Source organism: Thauera propionica (assembly GCF_002245655.1).
Taxonomy (GTDB): Bacteria; Pseudomonadota; Gammaproteobacteria; order Burkholderiales; family Rhodocyclaceae; genus Thauera; species Thauera propionica.
The window spans coordinates 276,377-296,176 of the sequence record NZ_NOIH01000003.1; the positions used below are offsets into that span (position 1 = coordinate 276,377).

Annotated in this window: 20 protein-coding genes; 6 read left to right on the forward strand and 14 right to left on the reverse strand. The window is 67.0% G+C overall.

All coding sequences use genetic code 11. The annotated features are described in order from the left end of the window. Positions 1-99: 99 nt before the first annotated feature. The 6 genes from infA to CGK74_RS02715 all read left to right on the forward strand — a co-directional run bounded on the left by infA (position 100) and on the right by CGK74_RS02715 (position 5,472). Positions 100-366, forward strand: a complete 267-nt coding sequence (gene infA, locus CGK74_RS02690; protein WP_068639481.1) for a translation initiation factor IF-1 — start codon at positions 100-102, stop codon at positions 364-366. A gap of 182 nt (positions 367-548) precedes the next feature. Then, positions 549-1,307, forward strand: a complete 759-nt coding sequence (locus tag CGK74_RS02695; protein WP_094266973.1) for a GntR family transcriptional regulator — start codon at positions 549-551, stop codon at positions 1,305-1,307. Between the two features lie 73 nt (positions 1,308-1,380). Beyond that, positions 1,381-2,397, forward strand: coding sequence for a TRAP transporter substrate-binding protein (locus CGK74_RS02700; protein ID WP_094266974.1), 1,017 nt, complete (start codon positions 1,381-1,383; stop codon positions 2,395-2,397). A gap of 18 nt (positions 2,398-2,415) precedes the next feature. Further along, positions 2,416-3,465, forward strand: a complete 1,050-nt coding sequence (locus CGK74_RS02705) for an aromatic ring-hydroxylating dioxygenase subunit alpha (RefSeq protein WP_094266975.1) — start codon at positions 2,416-2,418, stop codon at positions 3,463-3,465. A gap of 52 nt (positions 3,466-3,517) precedes the next feature. Further along, the gene (locus tag CGK74_RS02710) at positions 3,518-4,483 is read left to right on the forward strand and encodes a PDR/VanB family oxidoreductase (RefSeq protein ID WP_094266976.1); all 966 of its coding nucleotides are present in this window, start codon (positions 3,518-3,520) and stop codon (positions 4,481-4,483) included. 107 nt (positions 4,484-4,590) lie between these two features. Further along, positions 4,591-5,472: a dienelactone hydrolase family protein gene (locus CGK74_RS02715; protein ID WP_094266977.1), complete on the forward strand. Its 882-nt coding sequence runs from the start codon at positions 4,591-4,593 to the stop codon at positions 5,470-5,472. Between the two features lie 215 nt (positions 5,473-5,687). On the opposite strand, the gene CGK74_RS02720 is transcribed toward CGK74_RS02715, so the two are convergent. The 14 genes from CGK74_RS02720 to CGK74_RS02785 form a co-directional block, all read right to left on the reverse strand. Next, positions 5,688-6,251, reverse strand: coding sequence for a Gx transporter family protein (locus tag CGK74_RS02720; protein WP_240498601.1), 564 nt, complete (start codon positions 6,249-6,251; stop codon positions 5,688-5,690). Beyond that, positions 6,232-6,621, reverse strand: coding sequence for a NusG domain II-containing protein (locus CGK74_RS02725; protein WP_094266979.1), 390 nt, complete (start codon positions 6,619-6,621; stop codon positions 6,232-6,234). Before CGK74_RS02725 ends, CGK74_RS02720 begins: the two co-directional genes overlap by 20 nt. Continuing rightward, complete coding sequence (gene rapZ, locus CGK74_RS02730; RefSeq protein ID WP_094266980.1) at positions 6,618-7,523, reverse strand: RNase adapter RapZ; 906 nt, start codon at positions 7,521-7,523, stop codon at positions 6,618-6,620. The genes CGK74_RS02725 and rapZ overlap by 4 nt, the downstream gene beginning before the upstream one ends. Before the next feature lie 60 nt (positions 7,524-7,583). Beyond that, positions 7,584-9,038: an alanine/glycine:cation symporter family protein gene (locus CGK74_RS02735; protein ID WP_094266981.1), complete on the reverse strand. Its 1,455-nt coding sequence runs from the start codon at positions 9,036-9,038 to the stop codon at positions 7,584-7,586. 78 nt (positions 9,039-9,116) lie between these two features. Beyond that, positions 9,117-10,037: an MBL fold metallo-hydrolase gene (locus CGK74_RS02740; protein WP_094266982.1), complete on the reverse strand. Its 921-nt coding sequence runs from the start codon at positions 10,035-10,037 to the stop codon at positions 9,117-9,119. Beyond that, the gene (locus tag CGK74_RS02745; RefSeq protein WP_094266983.1) at positions 10,034-10,231 is read right to left on the reverse strand and encodes a DUF1289 domain-containing protein; all 198 of its coding nucleotides are present in this window, start codon (positions 10,229-10,231) and stop codon (positions 10,034-10,036) included. The genes CGK74_RS02740 and CGK74_RS02745 overlap by 4 nt, the downstream gene beginning before the upstream one ends. Next, positions 10,228-10,428 carry a DUF1289 domain-containing protein gene (locus CGK74_RS02750; protein WP_094266984.1) on the reverse strand — a complete coding sequence of 67 codons (201 nt, stop codon included), beginning with the start codon at positions 10,426-10,428 and terminating at the stop codon, positions 10,228-10,230. The genes CGK74_RS02745 and CGK74_RS02750 overlap by 4 nt, the downstream gene beginning before the upstream one ends. A 98-nt stretch (positions 10,429-10,526) precedes the next feature. Continuing rightward, positions 10,527-11,462 (reverse strand): hydroxymethylglutaryl-CoA lyase, encoded by a 936-nt coding sequence (locus tag CGK74_RS02755; RefSeq protein WP_094266985.1) that lies wholly within the window; start codon positions 11,460-11,462, stop codon positions 10,527-10,529. A 16-nt stretch (positions 11,463-11,478) separates the two neighbouring features. Then, positions 11,479-13,170, reverse strand: coding sequence for an AMP-binding protein (locus CGK74_RS02760; protein ID WP_094266986.1), 1,692 nt, complete (start codon positions 13,168-13,170; stop codon positions 11,479-11,481). 102 nt (positions 13,171-13,272) lie between these two features. Next, positions 13,273-15,273: an acetyl/propionyl/methylcrotonyl-CoA carboxylase subunit alpha gene (locus CGK74_RS02765; RefSeq protein ID WP_094266987.1), complete on the reverse strand. Its 2,001-nt coding sequence runs from the start codon at positions 15,271-15,273 to the stop codon at positions 13,273-13,275. A gap of 68 nt (positions 15,274-15,341) precedes the next feature. After that, positions 15,342-16,133, reverse strand: a complete 792-nt coding sequence (locus CGK74_RS02770; protein WP_094266988.1) for an enoyl-CoA hydratase/isomerase family protein — start codon at positions 16,131-16,133, stop codon at positions 15,342-15,344. 9 nt (positions 16,134-16,142) lie between these two features. After that, positions 16,143-17,750: a carboxyl transferase domain-containing protein gene (locus tag CGK74_RS02775; protein ID WP_094266989.1), complete on the reverse strand. Its 1,608-nt coding sequence runs from the start codon at positions 17,748-17,750 to the stop codon at positions 16,143-16,145. Positions 17,751-17,865: 115 nt separating this feature from the next. Continuing rightward, complete coding sequence (locus tag CGK74_RS02780) at positions 17,866-18,468, reverse strand: 2-hydroxychromene-2-carboxylate isomerase (RefSeq protein WP_094266990.1); 603 nt, start codon at positions 18,466-18,468, stop codon at positions 17,866-17,868. 20 nt (positions 18,469-18,488) lie between these two features. After that, on the reverse strand, positions 18,489-19,670 hold the full coding sequence (locus tag CGK74_RS02785) for an isovaleryl-CoA dehydrogenase (protein WP_094266991.1): 1,182 nt from the start codon (positions 19,668-19,670) through the stop codon (positions 18,489-18,491). Positions 19,671-19,800 lie beyond the last annotated feature (130 nt).

The window sequence follows — 19,800 nt, forward strand, 5'->3', positions numbered from 1 at the left end:
ACGCGCAGCCCTCCGGCCTCATGCTCGCCCCGGCGGAGACGAGCGCCTAGCCGCCGCACACTTCAGGCATGCGCCGGCACAACGACAAGGAGCCCGAACATGGCCAAGGAAGAACTCATTGAAATGCACGGATCGGTTACCGAAGTCCTGCCCGACGGACGCTATCGCGTCACGCTGGACAACGGCCACAACCTGATCGCCTACTCTGGCGGCAAGATGCGCAAGCACCATATCCGCATCATCGCCGGTGACAACGTCTCGCTCGAGATGTCGCCCTACGACCTGTCCAAGGGGCGGATCACCTTCCGCCACCTGCCCGGCCGCCCGGCCGGTACGGCCTCGGCACCGCCGCCGCGCCGTCGCTGAACCCGTTCGCACCCGCAAAGCCCCTGCCGATAACGCAGGGGCTTTTTTTCGTTTACTGACCGCTTCACCGGCGAGCTCCGCAAGACAGTACGCCTGGATGTATACATAAAAAATATAAAAACACCATTTACGCAGATAAATTGGGCGTATAGACTTTTAGATGTATACATCAGGAAGCCGCCATGCCTGAAACACCTACACCCTCTAGCGAAGAAAACGCCTCCCAGACGGTACGCGCGCTGCTTCGCCTGCGCGAAATGATCCTCGATGGTGAGCTCTCCGCTGGCGAGCGAATTTCGGAGCCCGTCGTTGCCGAGCTGACCGGCATCTCGCGTACCCCTATCCGGACTGCTCTGGTCCGGCTACAGGAAGAAGGACTGCTCGAGCCGATTCGCTCGGGTGGATTCCGTGTGCGCGCCTTTTCACTCGACGAGATTCGCGATGCGATCGAGATTCGCGGCACGATGGAAGGACTCGCCGCCCGACTGGCGGCCGAACGCGGCGTCTCGTCCGAACGGCTGGCCCGCCTGACGGCCTGTGTCGACGAGATCGACGCCGTGCTGGCGGACGACAGCGGCCTCAGTGACACGCGCTTCGCCGCCTACGTCGCCGGCAACGCCCGTTTTCACGAACTGCTCGAGCAGGCCTGCGACAGCGACGTGCTACGTCGCCAGCTCGACCGTGCCAAATCCCTGCCCTTCGCCTCCCCCAATGGTTTCCTGCGCGTGCAAGCCGTCGCCCCCGACGCCTTGAACACCTTGCGCATCGCCAATGCACAGCACCGCGCCTTGGTCGAGGCGCTGTCTGCGCGTGAGGGAAGCCGTGCGGAAGCCCTGATGCGCGAGCACGCGCGCATTGCACAACGCAACCTGCACGCCACCCTCGCCAACCCCGGCATCAAGGCGCTGATCCCGGGCGCCAGCCTGATCGTCGATAGCTGAACCACGCTGCCGGACAGCGGAACCGGCAGTGCAACGCATTCCATCCGCCCCCCACAACGAGAGGAGACATACCATGCGTCTGAAACAGACCCTGATCGCCACGGCCCTGCTCGGCCTCGCCCTGCCCGCCACTGCCCAGAACGAGCCGATCGTGCTCAAGCTGGCGCACTCCCTGCCGCCGATCTCGGCGGCCCACACCAAGTTCATCGTGCCCTGGTGCGAGAAGATCGAAGCCGCGTCGCAGCAGCGCCTGAAGTGCCAGATCTACCCGGCGATGTCACTCGGCGGCGCGCCAGCGCAGTTGTTCCAGCAGGTCCGCGATGGTGTGTCCGACATCACCTGGACCCTGCCTGGCTGGACCGCCGGCCGCTTCCCGGTATCGGAAGTGTTCGAGCTGCCCTTCTTCACCGCCGACCGCGAAGGCTCGTCGCGTGCGCTGTGGGATTTCGTGCAGAAGAATGCGATGAGCGAGTTCGCCGGGGTGAAGCCGATCGCCACCTGGGTGACAGGGCCCTACGTCTTCCACTTCCGCGACAAGGAAGTAAAGACACTGGCCGACCTGAAGGGCATGAAGGTGCGCGCCCCCTCGCGCCTGGGTAACAAGCTGCTCGCCTCGCTGGGCGCGGTGCCGGTCGGCATGCCGGTGCCGCAAATGCCGGAAAGCCTCGCCAAGGGCGTGATCGAAGGCGCGCTGGTGCCATGGGAAGTGGTGCCGCCGACCAAGACTCACGAACTGACCAAGTTCCACGCCGAGGTCGCCAACGAACGCACGATGACCGCCGCGACGATGATCTTCGTGATGAACCAGAAAAAGTACGACAGCCTGCCGGCGGACCTGAAGAAGGTCATCGACGACAACAGCGGACGCGACACCTCGGCCTGGGTGTCGGCCCAGTTCGCACCGTCCGATGTTGCCGCACGAGAAATGACCGTGGCGCGCGGCAACACGGTGTATGCGATCCCGCAGGACGAACTCGCCAAGTGGGACGCCGCCAGCCGTGTCGTCACCGAAGAATGGATCAAGGAAGTCGCCGACGGCCAGCGCCTGCACGACGAAGCCGCTGCCCTCGTCAAACAGTATTCCAAATAAAATCCGGAGGAGAACCGAATGTTTCCGAAGAACGCCTGGTACGTCGCCTGTACGCCCGACGAAATCGATGACAAGCCGCTCGGTCGCATGATCTGCGGTGAACGGATCGTGTTCTACCGTGCTCAGGAAGGCGCCGCCGCCGCGGTGGAGGACTTCTGCCCGCACCGTGGTGCACCGCTGTCGCTGGGCCGCGTGGTCGAAGGCAAGCTGGTGTGCGGCTACCACGGCCTGGAAATGGGCTGCGACGGCAAGACCATCGCCATGCCCGGTCAGCGGGTGCGCGGCTTTCCGTGCATCCGCAGCTTTCCGGTCATCGAACGCTACGGCTACATCTGGGTGTGGCCGGGCGACGCGGCGCAGGCCGACCCCGCCAAGCTGCCGCATCTGGCCTGGGCCGAAAGCCCGGACTGGGCCTTCGGCGGCGGTCGCTATCACATCCACTGCGACTACCGCCTGATGATCGACAACCTGATGGACCTGACGCACGAGAAGTACGTGCACGCCACCAGCATCGGCCAGAAGGAACTCGACGAGGCACTCCCGACCACCAAGGTCGACGGCGACACCGTCATCACCAGCCGCTACATGGAAAACGTGATGCCGCCGCCGTTCTGGCAAGCCGCCCTGCGTGGCAACCATCTGGCCGACGACGTGCCCTGCGATCGCTGGCAGATCTGCCGCTACACCGCGCCCGGCCAGATCCTGATCGACGTCGGCGTTGCCCATGCCGGCAAGGGCGGCTTCGACGCCGACCCCGCATTCAAGGCATCGGGCATCGTGGTTGATTTCATCACCCCCGAGACCGAGACCACCATGTGGTACTTCTGGGGTCTGGCGCGCAACTTCCAGCCGCGCGACAAGGCGCTCACCGCCAGCATCCGCGAAGCACAAGGCAAGGTCTTCGCCGAAGACCTGGAGATGCTCGAGTCGCAGCAGCGCAACCTGCTGACCTGGCCCGAGCGCAAGCTGCTGAGCCTCAACACTGACGCCGGTGGCGTGCAGGCCCGACGCATGCTGGACAAGATGATCGAGCAGGAACGCGACGCGGCCGCAGAAGCCAGCGCCTGATCTCCCCGCGGTGGATGACCCGGCGTCATCCACCCAGCCAGGAAGCCCCAACATGAAGACACCCACCCTTACCGTGCGCGTCGTGCGCAAGACGGCCGAAGCGACCGACATCGCCACCTTCGAACTGGTCGATGCCCAAGGTGACGCCCTGCCACCCTTCTCTGCCGGCGCCCACATCGACGTGCACCTGCCCAACGGCCTGGTGCGCCAGTACTCGCTGTGCAACGACTCCGCCGAAACCCACCGCTACCTGATCGGCGTGCTTCGCGACCCGGCCTCGCGCGGGGGCTCGCTGGCCATGCACGACCTCGTGAATGAAGGCGACATCCTGCAGATCAGCGCACCGAAAAACCATTTTCCGCTTGCCCACGAAGCCCGCCGCAGCCTGTTGCTGGCTGGCGGCATCGGCATCACCCCCATCCTGTGCATGGCCGAGCGCCTGGCCATCAGCGGCGCCGAATTCGACCTGCACTACTGCACACGTTCGCCCGCGCGCACGGCCTTCCGCAACCGCATTCGGGGCTCAGCCTTCACCTCACGCGTGCATTTTCATTTCGACGATGGCGACGCGGCGCAAAAGCTCGACATCGCCGCGACGCTGGACAAGGTGGAGGATGGCACGCATCTGTATGTCTGCGGCCCCAAGGGCTTCATGAACGCCGTGCTCGACACCGCCCGCGCCGCAGGCTGGCCCGAGGCACAACTGCATTACGAGTTCTTCGCGGCCGATGTCGGCCCGTCGGACAGCGACGAAAGCTTCGAAGTCAAGCTTGCCAGCTCGGGCCGCGTCATCAAGGTCGAAAAGGACAAGACGATCATCACCGCGCTCGCCGCGGCCGGCGTGGAGATTCCGTTCTCCTGCGAACAAGGCGTGTGCGGCACCTGCCTGACCCGCGTGCTCGAAGGGGTGCCCGACCACAAGGACAACTATCTCACCCCGGAAGAGCAGGCGGCCAACGACCAACTCCTGCCGTGCTGTTCGCGCGCCAGAAGCCCGATGCTGGTACTGGATCTCTGAGGTCATTCCATTTCCGGGAACATCCTTATGGCAGCATGGTCAGCCCAAGGCCTCGATGGTTCGAGGCCTGCGTGGCCCCCTTAACTGCCTCTCACCGGGAGAAGAATATGAACGTACGCGATACCGATCTCTCCACGACCGAATTCGACAGCCTGCTGCCCGCCGCGCGCATGGATCGTCGCGGCTTCGTCACTACCGTCGCAGCAGCGGGTTTCGCCCTTGCCGTGCAGCCGGTCCAGGCCAGCACCGTGATCAGTACCGACGCTGCAGGCCTCGATGCCGGCAATGCCTCGGTCAAAGTCAGCGGCGGCGAGCTACCCCTCTACTTCGCCCGCCCGGCACAAGGCGACAAGCTGCCGGTCGTGCTGGTTGTCCAGGAAATCTTCGGCGTGCATGAGCACATCCGCGACGTCTGCCGCCGCCTGGCCAAACAGGGTTACCTGGCGATCGCGCCCGAGCTGTTCTTCCGCCAGGGCGACCCGACCAAGCTCGAGAACGTGGCAGACATCCTGTCCTCGATCGTATCGAAGGTGCCGGACGCGCAGGTCATGGCCGACCTCGACGCCTGCGCCGAGTGGGCCGCCACCCGTGGCGGCGACGCTGCACGCCTTGCCATCACCGGCTTCTGCTGGGGTGGGCGCATCACGTGGCTGTACGCCGCGCACAACCCGAGGCTGAAGGCCGGTGTCGCCTGGTACGGCCGCCTCGACGGCGCGCCGTCCGACAACCAGCCCAGGCATCCGATCGACATCGCAGCAAACCTGAATGCACCGGTGCTCGGCCTCTACGGCGGGCAGGACCAGGGGATTCCGCTCGACGATGTCGAAGCCATGCGCGAGGCCATCAAGGCGGCAGGCAAGCCGGGCGATATCATCGTCTATCCCGACGCCCCGCATGCCTTCCACGCCGATTACCGCCCGAGCTTCCGCAAGACCGAAGCCGAGGATGGCTGGAAGCGCCTGCTGGAGTGGTTCTCGAAGAACGTCTGATCGGCGTCCGTCACACCGACAACCCGGGCGGCGGGCTCGCTCGCCGCCACGAGAGGGGAATCCGCGCGCGCCACACCGACGCCCGCCACCCAGCCGAATGCAACTCCGCACACTGCCGCAATCGCAGCGGACAACCAGCGCCACCAGCCACCCTTCATGCGTGCCTCCATCCTTGCCTTGCACCCCGAGGTGCCAGGTTGGACGCAAGTGCGCCGTCAGCGTTCCGGGCTTGTCGCTGAAGCTTTCGACGCGGCGGGCGCAGCGCCGTGCAGCTCCTCGAGCAGACGCGCCGCGACCAGGCCATTGACCAGCCCGAAAACCACGGCAGCCAAGGCGAAGACCGGCAGCAGATAGAACACGCCGTCGTGCGGCACCAGCCACAGGCGGGCCACGACGAGCTGCGCGCCGATATGCGCAAACGCGGCCAGGATGCTGTGACTGACCGGTCCGAACCAGCGTCGCGGCAAGTGCATCGCCACGCCCAGCACGACAAGGCTGGCAATGGCGCCCGACAGGCTCAGGAAAAAGCCGGGCGCCAGAAACTGTCCCAGCAGCAGGCTGCCCGCCAGCACGCGCAGCAGCGCCACCCACACCGCCTCGCGCCATCCCCAGCGCGCCAGGACGATCAGCGTCACGATGTTCGCCAAACCCGGCTTCACGCCCGGCAGGGGCAGCGGGATGGCCGCCTCGGCCACCGTCAGCACGATCGCCGCCGCCGCATGGCGGGCAATACGGCGGTCCTTCTCCGTGGGTACGAGTTCAATAGTTGAGCGAGTCATAGTCCGCCCCCCGGCCGCTCAGGCTCAGGCTGACCTCGTTCGGTGCGCAGATCGCCACCGCCCCCGCCTGTGTCAGCCAACCCTGGCGCACGCAGTACTGTCGCGGCCCCGGGTCTGCCGCAACGCGGGCGCGGCCGGGCTGGATCTCGATGCGGGTGGTGCCGATCGGGCCGGGCACGTCAATGATGCGGGCAGTTCTCAGATCGACCTCGGCGACGACCTTGCCACCCGCGCGGACAATGGCGGCGTCCGGCCGCCCTCCCTGCCACAGCACCATCAGCGAATACCCGCACAACAGCAGACCGCCCAGCACGACAAGCACGTCGCCCGGGCGCAGCAAGGCCCGCCAGGCGGCAGGCGCAAGACTCACGACGCCGGCGGGGCGACCGGCCCGGCGGACTGCGCGGCGGCCGCCTCGCGGTCTGCCGCACGCCGCGCGGCGGACCGATGGCGGACGATCACCCGCACCTGGTCGCGGAAGCGCGCCGCCAGCCATTCGGCCAGATAGACCGAGCGGTGCTGCCCACCGGTACAACCGATCGCCACCGTCAGGTAGCTGCGGTTGTCCCGCACGTAAGCCGGCAGCCAGTTGCCGATGAACTTGCGGATATCCTCCGCCATCCTTCCGACTTCAGGCAGCTTCTGCAGGAACTCGATCACGGGCACATCGCGGCCGGTCAGCGGACGCAAAGCCGGATCGTAGTGGGGGTTCGGCAGGCAACGTACATCGAACACGAGATCGGCATCGAGCGGAATGCCGTACTTGAAGCCGAAGGACTCGAACATCAGGGTCAGGCCTTCGCTGGCCTCGATCTGGATGAAATCCTTCACCCAGGCACGCAGCGTATTGGGATGCAGGTCGCTGGTGTCGATGCGGTGGCCGAGCTCGGCGATCTCCGCCAGGGCGTCGCGCTCGCGCTGGATGGCCTCCTCGACCGTGACGCCCTCGCCTGCCAGCGGATGGCGCCGCCGCGTTTCCGAAAAGCGCGCCAGCAGCGCGTCGTCGCGCGCCTCGAGGAAGATGAAGCGCAGGTCGTGCCCGGCTTCACGCAAGGCATCGACCTGGTTCGGCAGGGCCGCGATGCTCGCCCCCGAGCGCATGTCGACCGCAATGGCCACGCGCTTCCAGCCGCCCCCTCGCAGATGCGTCACCAGCTGCGGCAACAACGCCGCTGGCAGGTTATCCACGACGTAGTAAGCGGCATCCTCGAGCACGTTGAGCGCAATGCTCTTGCCCGAACCCGACAGGCCGCTGATCAGTACGATCTGCATGCTTCTCCTTCAGCCACGATCGGCGCGAACCGGCACGTACCGATTCGCACCGACCGCCGATCAAGCGCGACCGTTGCGCTTCTCTGCGCGTTCGACCCACAGGTCCGCATTTTCGATCCCCAGCGCGCGCGGATCGAACTCGGGCTGCAAGCGCCCCTTCTCCTGCTGCGCCTCATAGTCCTTCAGCGCCAGCAGCGCAGGCTTCTGCAGCACCAGGATGGCGACAATGTTGAGCCAGGCCATGACACCCACGCCGATGTCGCCCATGCCCCAGGCGAGATCGCTGGTACGCACGCAGCCGTACAGTGCCGAGCCGATCAGTGCGATCCGAAGCACGAACATCAGCGCATCGGAGCGGATGTTGCGGGTGAGATAGGCGAGATTCGTCTCGGCGATGTAGTAGTAGGCCAGCACCGTGGTGAAGGCGAAGAAGAACAGCGCGATCGCCACGAACACGGCGCCGAAACCCGGCAGCACCGCTTCCATCGCGGCCTGCGTGTAGCCGGTGCCTGCAGCAATGTTGGCCAGGCCGGTGAACACCTGGGTGCCGTCCGCCCCTGTCACGTTGTAGGTGCCGGTGATCAGGATCATGAAGGCCGTCGCCGTGCACACGAAGAGCGTGTCCACATACACCGAGAACGCCTGCACCAGGCCCTGCGCCGCCGGATGGCTGACTTCGGCCGCGGCCGCAGCATGCGGGCCGGTACCCTGGCCGGCTTCGTTCGAATACACGCCGCGCTTCACGCCCCACTGGATCGCCAGGCCGATCATTGCGCCGAAACCGGCCTCGATGCCGAACGCCGACGACAGGATCAGCGTGATCACGCCCGGCAGCTTCTCGATGTTCAGCAGCACGACCACCGCCGCAGCGAGGATGTAGCCCAGCGCCATGAAGGGCACCACGATCTGCGTGACCTGCGCGATGCGGCGCACGCCACCGAAAATGATCAGGCCCAGCAGGATGACGATGATGGTGCCGGTGACCGCCGGTGCAACGCCGAAGGCATTCTGCATGCCGGCAGCGATGCTGTTCGTCTGCACGCCCGGCAGCAGGATGCCGCAGGCGATCATCGTCGCCACCGCGAACACGATCGCGTACGCGCGCCAGCCCAGTCCCTTCTCGATGAAGTAGGCCGGACCGCCACGATAGAGGCCATGGTGCTCGGTCTTGTAGATCTGGCCCAGCGTCGACTCGATGTAGGCCGTCGCCGCGCCGAGGAAGGCGACCATCCACATCCAGAAGATCGCGCCCGGACCACCGAAACCGATCGCGGTGGCGACGCCGGCGATGTTACCGGTACCCACGCGCCCGGACAGGGCGATCGTCAGCGCCTGGAAGGACGACACTCCGGCCGAAGAACTCTTGCCGGTGAACATCTGCCTGACCATCTCGCCCATGTGGCGAACCTGCATGAAACGGGTGCGAACCGAGAAGTACAGGCCCACGATGAGGCACAGGTAAACGAGTGCCGGGCTCCACACCCAGCCGTTGATCCAATCCACTGCTGCTTGCATGCGTGTGATTCCAGAAGCTCAGAAAGTACGATTGTATCCGCTTGTTGCAGCTGGTCTAAAGCGGAATGGCAGTCGTTCTCAGCAGATTTCGAGCTGTGCGCCCTGCCGGCGGGCCACGCCCGCGCGCTCGAGCTCCTTCACCAGCCAGCTGGCGAGCGCCTCGGGGTCGAGGCCGAGGAAGCGCTGGTTGGCTTCACGGTACAGCGGCGTCTCGTCGAGATGGCGCGGCAGCTCATCGAGCGCCATGCTGCGCACGTCCAGCAGCTTGAAGGTGACGCAGGCGCGGATGGCATTGCGCGCCATCCGGGCACCGTCGGCCTCGAAGGCCTGCAGGCGGGCGAAGGCGCGCTCGAGGGCGTCGTCGAACTCGGTGAAAGGCGCGCCGTGGCCGGGGATGACGACATCCACCGCGAGCCGACCGATGCCTTCCAGCGTGCGCCGCGCCTCGCCGAGGCCATCGCCGGTGCCGAGCACGTCGGCGAACAGGATGCCGAAGCCGTCGCGCCACAGCGCATCGCCCGACATCAGGATGCGGCGCTCGGCGTTGTAGTAGGCGAGCGCGTCCATGTCGTGGCCGGGCGCGGCGATGGCCTGCCATTCGAGTTCGCCGGCGACGAAGCGGTCGCCGGGGGCGAGCGTGGCGTCGGCCTCGAAGCGCTCGCCATGCTGCGCGGCGGTGGACAGCAGCAGCGCAGCCTCGTCCCAATGCCGCACCGCCTGTGCCATGCCGACCGGCACCGTGATCGTGCAGCCGAAGCTACGCTGAACGCTGGCATTGCCGCCGATGTGGTCGGAATGCGAGTGGGTGTTGATCAGCCGCCCGAGCTGGCGCCCGTCGAGCGCGGCACGAACCAGCGCCACCGTCTGCCCGGCATGCGTTACATAGCCGCTGTCGACCAGCGTCGCCTCGCCGCCGTCGAACAGCAGCACGTTGTTGGCCGACAGCCAGCCACGCTCGAAGACCTGCAGCGTGTCGGGCAGGCGCGGGGGCGCGCTCAATCGCTACCCTCCCCGACCTGCGCCGCCACGTTAGGTGGCAGCGCGGCGGGCTCCCCGGAAGCGGGCTGCAAGGCTTCGGGCGGCGGCGCGACCGGCACGCCGTTGATCTCGTCCGCCGTGCGGCCGCAACCCAGGCAAACCCCCGAATCCCAGTCGATCATGCACACGCCGACGCACAGCGCGTCGCCGCTCATGCCCGCGTCTCCACGCCCTGGCCGGCCTCGGCCAGCCACTCTCGGCGCTCGGCCACCGCAGCCAGGATGGTGCGGCGGTCGTCGTCGCTGGTCCGGCTCCAGCGCGTGATCTCGTCGATCGTGCGCTGGCAGCCCTCGCACCAGCCCGTGTCCGGGCTCATGCGGCAGATGTTGGTACAGGGGGAAGGAATACTCATTGCGACAGTCTCTGCAGGGGTTTGGACGGCGCATCCATGCGCACCGTCTCCATAAAGAAGCCCTGATTATGAACGAGTCCGCCGCGACACGTTCCCGATCAGGCGCAGGCGGCCTTGGCCCGCTTGGCCAGCACCGCGCGCGCCACGCGCGAGGCCGGTTCGCGGCCGAGCTGGGCGCTGATCCACGCCGCAGTATCCACCAGGGCATCGAGGTCGATGCCGCTGTCGACGCCGAGGCCGTTGAGCAGCCAGACCACATCCTCGGTGGCCACGTTCCCCGAGGCGCCGGCCGCGTAGGGGCAGCCGCCCAGCCCACCGACCGAGGCATCGAACACGGCCACGCCCATCTGCAGCGAGGCATGGACGTTGGCGACCGCCATGCCGTAGGTGTCGTGATAGTGGCCGGCGAGCTTTTCGACCGGCACACGCTTCGCCACCGCCTCCAGCATGCGGACGATGCTCGCCGGCGTGCCGACGCCGATGGTGTCGCCGAGCGAGACCTCGTAGCAGCCCATCTCAATCAGCGTCGCCGCCACGTCCGCCACTGCCTGCGGCGCCACCGCGCCCTCGTAGGGGCAGCCGACCACGCAGGAGACATAGCCGCGCACCTTCACGCCCGCCGCCTGCGCCGCCTCGGTGACGGGACGGAAGCGCTCGAGCGACTCGGCGATGGAGCAGTTGATGTTCTTCTGGCTGAAGGACTCGGAGGCGGCGCCGAACACCGCGACCTCCCGCGCACCGGCCGCCAGCGCGGCCTCGAAGCCCTTCAGGTTGGGCGTCAGCACCGGATAGGCGACGCCGAGCGCGGCAGCGGCGAGCACGCGGGTCAGCACCTCGCTGTTGTCGCCCATCTGTGGCACCCACTTTGGCGACACGAAGGAGGTGGTCTCGATCGCCTTCAGCCCGGCGCGTTCGAGGCGGCGCACGAGCTCGACCTTGGTGTTGGTGGAAACGAGCTGCTTCTCGTTCTGCAGGCCGTCGCGGGGGCCCATCTCGACGATGCGGACGGTGGCGGGCAACTTGGATGTGGTCATGGATGCGTCCTCGATGTCAGGCGGTCTGCGCCTCGTCCAGCCCCAGCTCTTCTTTCATCTTCTGGCGGATCTGGAACTTCTGGATCTTGCCGGTCACGGTCATCGGGAAGCTGTCGACGAAGCGGATGTAGCGCGGAATCTTGTAGTGCGCGATCTGCCCCTGGCAATAGGCACGCACCTCGTCTTCAGACAGGCGCTCGCCCTCGCGCACGATGATCCAGGCGCACAGCTCCTCGCCGAACTTCTGGTCGGGGATGCCCACCACCTGGACGTCGAGCACCTTGGGATGGGCGTAGAGGAACTCCTCGATCTCGCGCGGATAGATGTTCTCGCCGCCGCGGATCACCATGTCCTTGATGCGGCCGACGATGTTGCAGTAGCCCTCGTCGTCGATCACCGCCAGGTCGCCGGTATGCATCCAGCCGCCGGCGTCGATCGCCTCCCGGGTCTTGGCTTCGTCGTTCCAGTAGCCGAGCATCACCGAGTAGCCGCGGGTGCACAACTCGCCCGGCGTGCCGCGCGGCAGGATGCGGCCTTCGGTATCGACGATCTTCACTTCCAGATGGGGCTGGATGCGGCCCACCGTCGACACCCGGCGATCGATGGGGTCGTCGGTGCCGCTCTGGAAGCTCACCGGCGAGGTCTCGGTCATGCCGTAGGCGATGGTCACCTCGGCCATGTTCATCTTGCCGATCACCCGCTTCATGACCTCGATCGGGCACGGGCTGCCGGCCATGATGCCGGTGCGCAGGCTCGAGAGATCGAAGTCGGCGAAGCGCGGATGGTCGAGCGCGGCGATGAACATCGTCGGCACGCCGTAGAGGCCGGTGCATTTTTCCTGCGCCACCGTCTCCAGCACCGCCAGCGGCTCGAAGGCCTCGGCCGGGTAGACCATGGTGGCGCCGTGGGTCAGGCAGCCGAGGTTGCCCATCACCATACCGAAGCAGTGGTAGAGCGGCACTGGAATGCACAGGCGGTCGCCCGGCACCAGCTTGATCGCCTCGCCGACGAAGTAGCCGTTGTTGAGGATGTTGTGGTGCGACAGCGTCGCGCCCTTGGGGTGGCCGGTGGTGCCGGAGGTGAACTGGATGTTGATCGGGTCGTCGAACTGCAGCCTGTCGGACAGTCCCTCGAGCGCAGTCAGTTCGTCGCGCGTCGGCGCACGCAGCAGGTCATCGAAGTTGAGCATGCCGGGCGAGGTGTCCGCACCCATGCGGATCACCATCTCGAGCGAAGGCAGCCGATGGCTGCGCAACAGGCCGGGTTCGCAGTGGCCGAGCTCGGGCGCGAGGTCGGCGATCATCTCGAGGTAGTTGCTGGACTTGAACGCCGGCGACAGCACCAGCGCGCGGCAGCCGACCTTGTTGAGCGCGTACTCGAGCTCGGAACGGCGGTAGGCGGGGTTGATGTTGACCAGTACCAGTCCGGCCTTGGCGGTGGCGAACTGGGTCAGCGCCCACTCCATGGTGTTCTGCGACCAGATGCCGATGCGCTCGCCCGGTTCGAGGCCAAGGCGCATCAGGCCGCAGGCAAGCGCGTCGACCTTGCTCTTCAGCTGCGCATAGGTGAGGCGCACGTTCTGGTGGCGCACGACCAGCGCCTCGCGCTCGGCATGACGCGCGCAGGCCTCGTCGAAGAAGCGGCCGATGGTCTGGCCGATCAGCTGCTTGTCGGACGCGCCATGGACGTAACTCTGGCTGCTGCTCATCGCGTTCTATCTCCTCTGCATCCGGGGCGCGCCGGCTCTTGCGGCCGGGTCGCGCCCGAGGTCCAACTCCTTACCCTGCGCTCGGTTGTGACGCCCCGGCGGTCAGGCCGCGACTTCGAACTCCACCAGCTCCGCGCCATCGCCCACCTGATCGCCGACGCCGAAGCGGAAGGCCTTGACGGTGCCTGCGGACGGCGCGGTGATGGTGTGCTCCATCTTCATCGCCTCCAGGATCAGCAGCGGCGCGCCCTTCTCCACCTTGGCGCCCTCGGCGGCGACCAGCGCGATGACCTTGCCCGGCATCGGCGCCAGCAGGCCGCCTTCGGCCCCGCCGCCCTCGCCGCCGTGATGCAGCGGGTCGACCGCGGCCAGTTGCCAGGCACGGCCCTTGGCAAACACATGGCGACGGCCTGCCGCCGCGATCACCGTGGCGTCCATGCGGGTGCCGTCGAGCTCGACGCGCAGCAGGCCGCGCGCGTTCAGTTCGCCGCGCGCCTCGACGCCGCGGCCGTCTACCGTCAGCCGCCAGGCACCGGGCAGGTAGGCGACTTCGACCGCGCGGTCGGTCTCGCCATGGCGGAACAGCAGGGTGCGACGCGCGGTGGCGTTCATGCGCCAGCCATCCCGCGCATGCCAGGGCGAGCGCGCATCGGCCGTGCGCTGGGCGCGCTTGTCGGCCAGGGCCGCCTCGCGCAGCAGTTCTGCGAGCGCGGCAATCTGCAGCACCTCGTCCGGCACGCCTTCCTCGACGGGGAAAAGGTAAGCCTTCTCGCGTTCGATGAGGCCGGTGTCAAGGTCGGCACCGGAGAATGCCGGGCAGGCGGTCAGGCGCGACAGGAACTCGATGTTGTTGGCAACACCCACCACGCGGTAGTCGGCCAGCGCCTGCAGCATGCGGGCGAGCGCGCGGTCGCGGTTGATGTCCCACACGATCAGCTTGGCGATCATCGGGTCGTAGTGCGGGCTGATCTCGTCACCTTCCTCGACGCCGGTATCGACGCGCACGTGCAGCGATTCAGCGGGCGGCGCCAGGTGCACCAGCTTGCCGGTGGAGGGCAGGAAGCCCTTGGCCGGGTCCTCGGCGTAGATGCGGGCTTCGAGCGCATGGCCGCGGATCTGCAGCTGCTCCTGTTCCAGCGGCAGCTTCTCGCCCGAGGCCACACGCAGTTGCCACTCCACCAGGTCGAGCCCGGTGATCATCTCGGTCACCGGGTGCTCGACCTGCAGGCGGGTGTTCATCTCCATGAAGTAGAAGGAGCCGTCCTGGTTGGCGATGAACTCGACCGTGCCGGCACCGACGTAACCCACCGCCTTGGCCGCATCGACCGCGGCCTTGCCCATCGCCGCGCGGCGCTCGGGCGTCATGCCGGGCGCGGGCGCCTCTTCCAGCACCTTCTGGTGGCGGCGCTGCACCGAGCAGTCGCGCTCGAACAGGTACACCACGTTGCCGTGGGTGTCACCGAAGACCTGGATCTCGATGTGGCGCGGCTTGGTGATGTACTTCTCGACCAGCACGTGGTCGTCGCCGAAGCTGGAGATGGCCTCGCGCTTGCAGGACGCGAGCAGGTCGATGAAATCCTCGGACTTCTCCACCAGGCGCATGCCCTTGCCGCCGCCGCCGGCCGCGGCCTTGATCAGCACCGGGTAGCCGATGGCGTCGGCCTGCTGGTGCAGGTAGGCAGGTTCCTGGTCGTCGCCGTGGTAGCCGGGGGTCAGCGGCACGCCGGCCGCTTCCATCAGCTTCTTGGCCTCGGACTTCGAGCCCATGGCGCGGATCGCCGACACCGGCGGGCCGATGAAGACGATGCCCTCGCGCTCGCAGGCGTGGCAGAAGTCCTCGTTCTCGGACAGGAAGCCGTAGCCGGGGTGGATGGCCTGGGCGCCGGTCTGCTTGGCCGCAGCGATGATCTTGTCGATCACCAGGTAGCTCTCGCGCGCCGCCGCCGGGCCGATCAGCACGGCCTCGTCGGCCAGGCGCACGTGGCGGGCCTTGGCGTCCGCCTCGGAATACACCGCAACGGTCTTGATACCCATGCGGCGGGCGGTCTTGATGACGCGGCAGGCAATTTCCCCGCGATTCGCAATCAGGATCTTGTCGAACATGTTGTCTCCAGCGTGTCTTGTGTCGGTTCGGCGCGAGGCTGGGCGCAATTTCGGCCCAATTCCGGCGTTCAGCCCTGCGCGATCCAGGCTGCGGGGCGCTTGTCGAGGAAGGCGGCGAGCCCCTCCTTCGCCTCGGGGGTGGCGCGCAGGCTGGCGATGCGGCGTGCGGTATCCATGACCAGCGCGTCACTCACCGGCCGGTTGGCCACTGCGCGGATCAGGTCCTTGGCCGCGGCCTGCGACTTCGGGCCGCCCTGCAGCAGGGCCTCAACCACTTCCTTCACCTTGGCATCCAGCTCCTCCGTGGCGACGGCATCGTGCGCCAGCCCCAGCTCGGCCGCGCGTGTCGCATTGATGCGCTCGGCCGTCTGGAAGTAGCGGTAGGCCTGGCGCTCGCCGATGGCGCGGAGCACGTAGGGGCTGATCGCCGACGGGATGATCCCGAACTTGACCTCGGAGGTCGCGAAAACCGCCTTGTCGCCGGCCATACAGATGTCGCAGGCGCTCGCGAGGCCCATGCCGCCGCCCAGCGCCGCGCCATGCACGCGGGCGATGGTGGGCTTCTTCATCTCGGCCAGGGTGCGCAGCATGCCGGCGAGCTTCATCGCATCGGCGAAGTTCTCCGCCTCGCTCGCCTCGCCGGCGGCCTTCATCCAGTTGAGGTCGGCACCGGCCGAAAAGCTCTTGCCCCGCCCGGCCAGCACCACCGCCCGCACCGTGTCGTCGGCATCGAGCTCGATGCAGGCAGCGGTGAGATCGGCGATCAGCTGCGCGTTGAAGGCGTTGTGTACGTCCGGACGATTCATCCAGATCGTCGCGACGCCGGCTTCGCGGACGATCTCCAGGGTCTCGTAGCTCATCTTGCCCCCTTACATCCGGAACACGCCGAACTTCGTCGGCTGGATCGGCGCGTTGAGCGCGGCCGACAGGCTGAGGCCGAGGATGCGGCGCGACTGCGCCGGATCGACCACGCCGTCGTCCCACATGCGCGCGGTGGCGTAGTAAGGGTGGCCCTGGAACTCGTACTGCTCGCGGATGGGCGCCTTGAAGGCCTCTTCCTCTTCCTTGCTCCAGCTGCCGCCCTTGGCCTCGATGCCGTCGCGGCGCACGGTGGACAGCACGCTCGCTGCCTGCTCGCCGCCCATCACGCTGATGCGCGAGTTGGGCCACATCCACAGGAAGCGCGGCGAGTAGGCGCGGCCGCACATGCCGTAGTTGCCGGCACCGAAGGAGCCGCCGATGAGCATGGTGATCTTGGGCACCTGCACGGTGGCCACCGCGGTCACCATCTTGGCGCCGTCCTTGGCGATGCCGCCATTCTCGTACTTGCGGCCGACCATGAAGCCGGTGATGTTCTGCAGGAACAGCAGCGGGATGCCGCGCTGGCCGCACAGTTCGATGAAGTGCGCGCCCTTCTGCGCCGACTCGCCGAACAGGATGCCGTTGTTGGCGACGATGCCCACCGGGTAGCCGTGGAGCTGGGCGAAGCCGCACACCAGCGTCGTGCCGTAGCGCGCCTTGAACTCGTCGAAGCGCGAGCCATCGACCACGCGCGCGATGATCTCGCGCACGTCGAAGGGCTTGCGGGTGTCGGTGGGGATGATGCCGTAGATCTCTTCCGGGTCGTACAGCGGCTCCTCGCCCTGGCCCAGTGCGAGGTTGATCGGCTTGGTGCGGTTGAGGTTGGAGACGATGCGGCGCGCGATGTAGAGCGCGTGGGCGTCGTTCTCGGCCAGATGGTCGGCCACGCCGGAGAGGCGGGTGTGGACATCGCCGCCGCCGAGATCCTCGGCGCTCACCACCTCGCCGGTGGCCGCCTTCACCAGCGGCGGGCCGCCGAGGAAGATGGTGCCCTGGTTCTTGACGATGACGGTCTCGTCCGACATCGCCGGCACGTAGGCGCCACCCGCGGTACACGAGCCCATCACTACCGCAATCTGCGGGATGCCCTTGGCCGACATGTTGGCCTGGTTGAAGAAGATGCGGCCGAAGTGGTCGCGGTCAGGGAAGACTTCGTCCTGCTTGGGCAGGAAGGCGCCACCGGAGTCGACCAGGTAGATGCAGGGCAGATTGTTCTGCTCGGCGATCTCCTGCGCGCGCAGGTGCTTCTTGACCGTCATCGGGTAGTAGGTGCCGCCCTTCACCGTGGCGTCGTTGGCCACGATCATGCATTCGACGCCCTGCACGCGGCCGATGCCGGTGATGACGCCGGCGCTCGGCGCCTCGTCGTCATACATGCCGTAGGCCGCCATCTGGCCGACCTCGAGGAAGGGCGTACCCGGGTCGAGCAGGTGGCCGACGCGGTCACGCGGCAGCAGCTTGCCGCGCGCAGTGTGCTTGGCGCGCGCCGACTCACCTCCGCCGAGGCTGACCTGCGCCGCCTTGGCGCGCAGGTCCTCGACCTGGGCGCGCAGGCTGGCCGCATTGGCCTGGAAATCCTCGCTGCGCGTGTTGATGGCAGATTTGATCGTGCTCATGTCCCCTCGTCCTCGTATCTCGTCCTGCGTGGCTGATCTCGGTCGCCCCCGCAGTCCGGCCGTTACTTGATTCAGGCTCGCCCCGGGCTACGCAGCCGGCACGGCGCCTCCAATGTCAGAACCCGCCCGTCTGCAGCCAGCGCTCGATCTGCGGGATGCGGTCAACGCCCCAGAAAGGCTCACCGTCGATGATGACGAAGGGCGAACCGAACACGCCGCGCGCGATGGCCTGGGCACACTCATCCTTCAGCCGGTTGCGGACGGCTTCGCCGGCAAGCGCCTCGGCCAACCCGGCACGGTCGGCACCGTGGGCCGCCGCGAGGTCGAGCACCGCCGTCTCCTGCGAGATGTCGCGCCCCTCGCCGAAATAGGCACGGTAGGCGGCCAGCGCGAAGGCGCGTGCTGCGACCGGGTCACGCTCGTCGAGCCAGTAGAAGGCGCGCGCCGCGATTTGGGTGCCGATCGGAAAGGCCTCGGGAATGCGGCACGACAGGCCGAGGAAACGGGCCGAGCGCTCGAAATCATGCTTCGAGTAGTCGCCCTTGAGCGGCTTCGAGGGCAGCGGAACCTCGCCCGTCACCTTGTACACCGCCCCCAGCAGGAAGGGATGCCAGCGCACGCTGCGGCCGTGGGCCGCCGCCAGTGCGTCGATCTTCTCCGCCATGAAGTAGCCGTAGGGCGAGGAGAAGTCGAAATAGAAGTCGATCGGCTCGGCCATCTTTCCGCTCCGTCGGAGACTCAGCGCGTTTCGGAGAACAGTTCGCGGCCGATCAGCATGCGGCGGATCTCGCTGGTGCCGGCGCCGATCTCGTACAGCTTGGCGTCGCGCCACAGGCGGCCCACCGAATACTCGTTGGTATAGCCCACGCCGCCCAGCGCCTGGATCGCCTCGCCCGCCATCCAGGTAGCCTTCTCGGCGGTGTAGAGGATCACGCCGGCGGCGTCCTTGCGCAGCGTGCGCGCATGGTCGGCGCGGTCGCAGGCCTGGCCCACCGCGTAGGCATAGGCGCGGCAGGCGCTCCAGGTGGAGTACATGTCGGCGATCTTGCCCTGCATGAGCTGGAACTCGCCGATCGGGGTGTCGAACTGCTTGCGCTCGTGCATGTAGGGCACGACCACGTCCATGCACGCGGCCATGATGCCGAGCGGGCCGCCCGACAGCACGGCGCGCTCGTAGTCCAGGCCGCTCATCAGCACCTGCACGCCACGGCCGATGTTGGCCTCGCCGCCTAGCACGTTCTCGACCGGCACCTCGACGTCGTCGAAGAAAAGCGGATAGGTGTTGGAGCCGCGCATGCCGAGCTTGTCGAGGTGGGTGCCGTAGCTGAAGCCCTTCATGCCCTTCTCGATGATGAAGGCGGTGATGCCCTTGGGGCCGGCATTGACGTCGGTCTTGGCATAGACCACCAGGGTGTCGGCGTCGCCGCCGTTGGTGATCCACATCTTGCTGCCGTTGAGCACGAAATGGTCACCCTTGCGGTCGGCGCGCAGCTTCATGCTCACGACGTCGGAACCGGCATTGGGCTCGGACATCGCCAGCGCGCCGACGTGGTCGCCCGAGATCAGCTTGGGCAGGTACTTCTGCTTCTGCGCCTCGGTGCCGTTGCGGCGGATCTGGTTGATGCACAGGTTGGAGTGCGCACCGTACGAGAGGCCGACCGAGGCCGACGCGCGCGAGATCTCTTCCATCGCCACGATGTGGGCCAGGTAGCCCATGTCGGTGCCGCCGTACTCCTCGCTCACGGTCATGCCATGCACGCCGAGGTCGCCGAGCTTCTTCCACAGGTCGGCAGGGAACTCGTTGACGCGGTCGATCTCGGCCGCGCGCGGGGCAATCTCTGCCGCGCAGAAGGCCTGCAGCGTGTCGCGCAGCGCGTCGATGGTCTCGCCGAAGTGGAAGTTCAGGCTGGGCACGTTCATGGGGTGTCTCCTTCTCAAGGTTGTCCTGGCGCGACGGGCGTCTTGCGCAAATCCATTATGGACGGCGCATGCCCGAGGATGGACCGAGATTAGCGGCGCACCGCGGTCCATGAGTGCCATCATGGTTGCA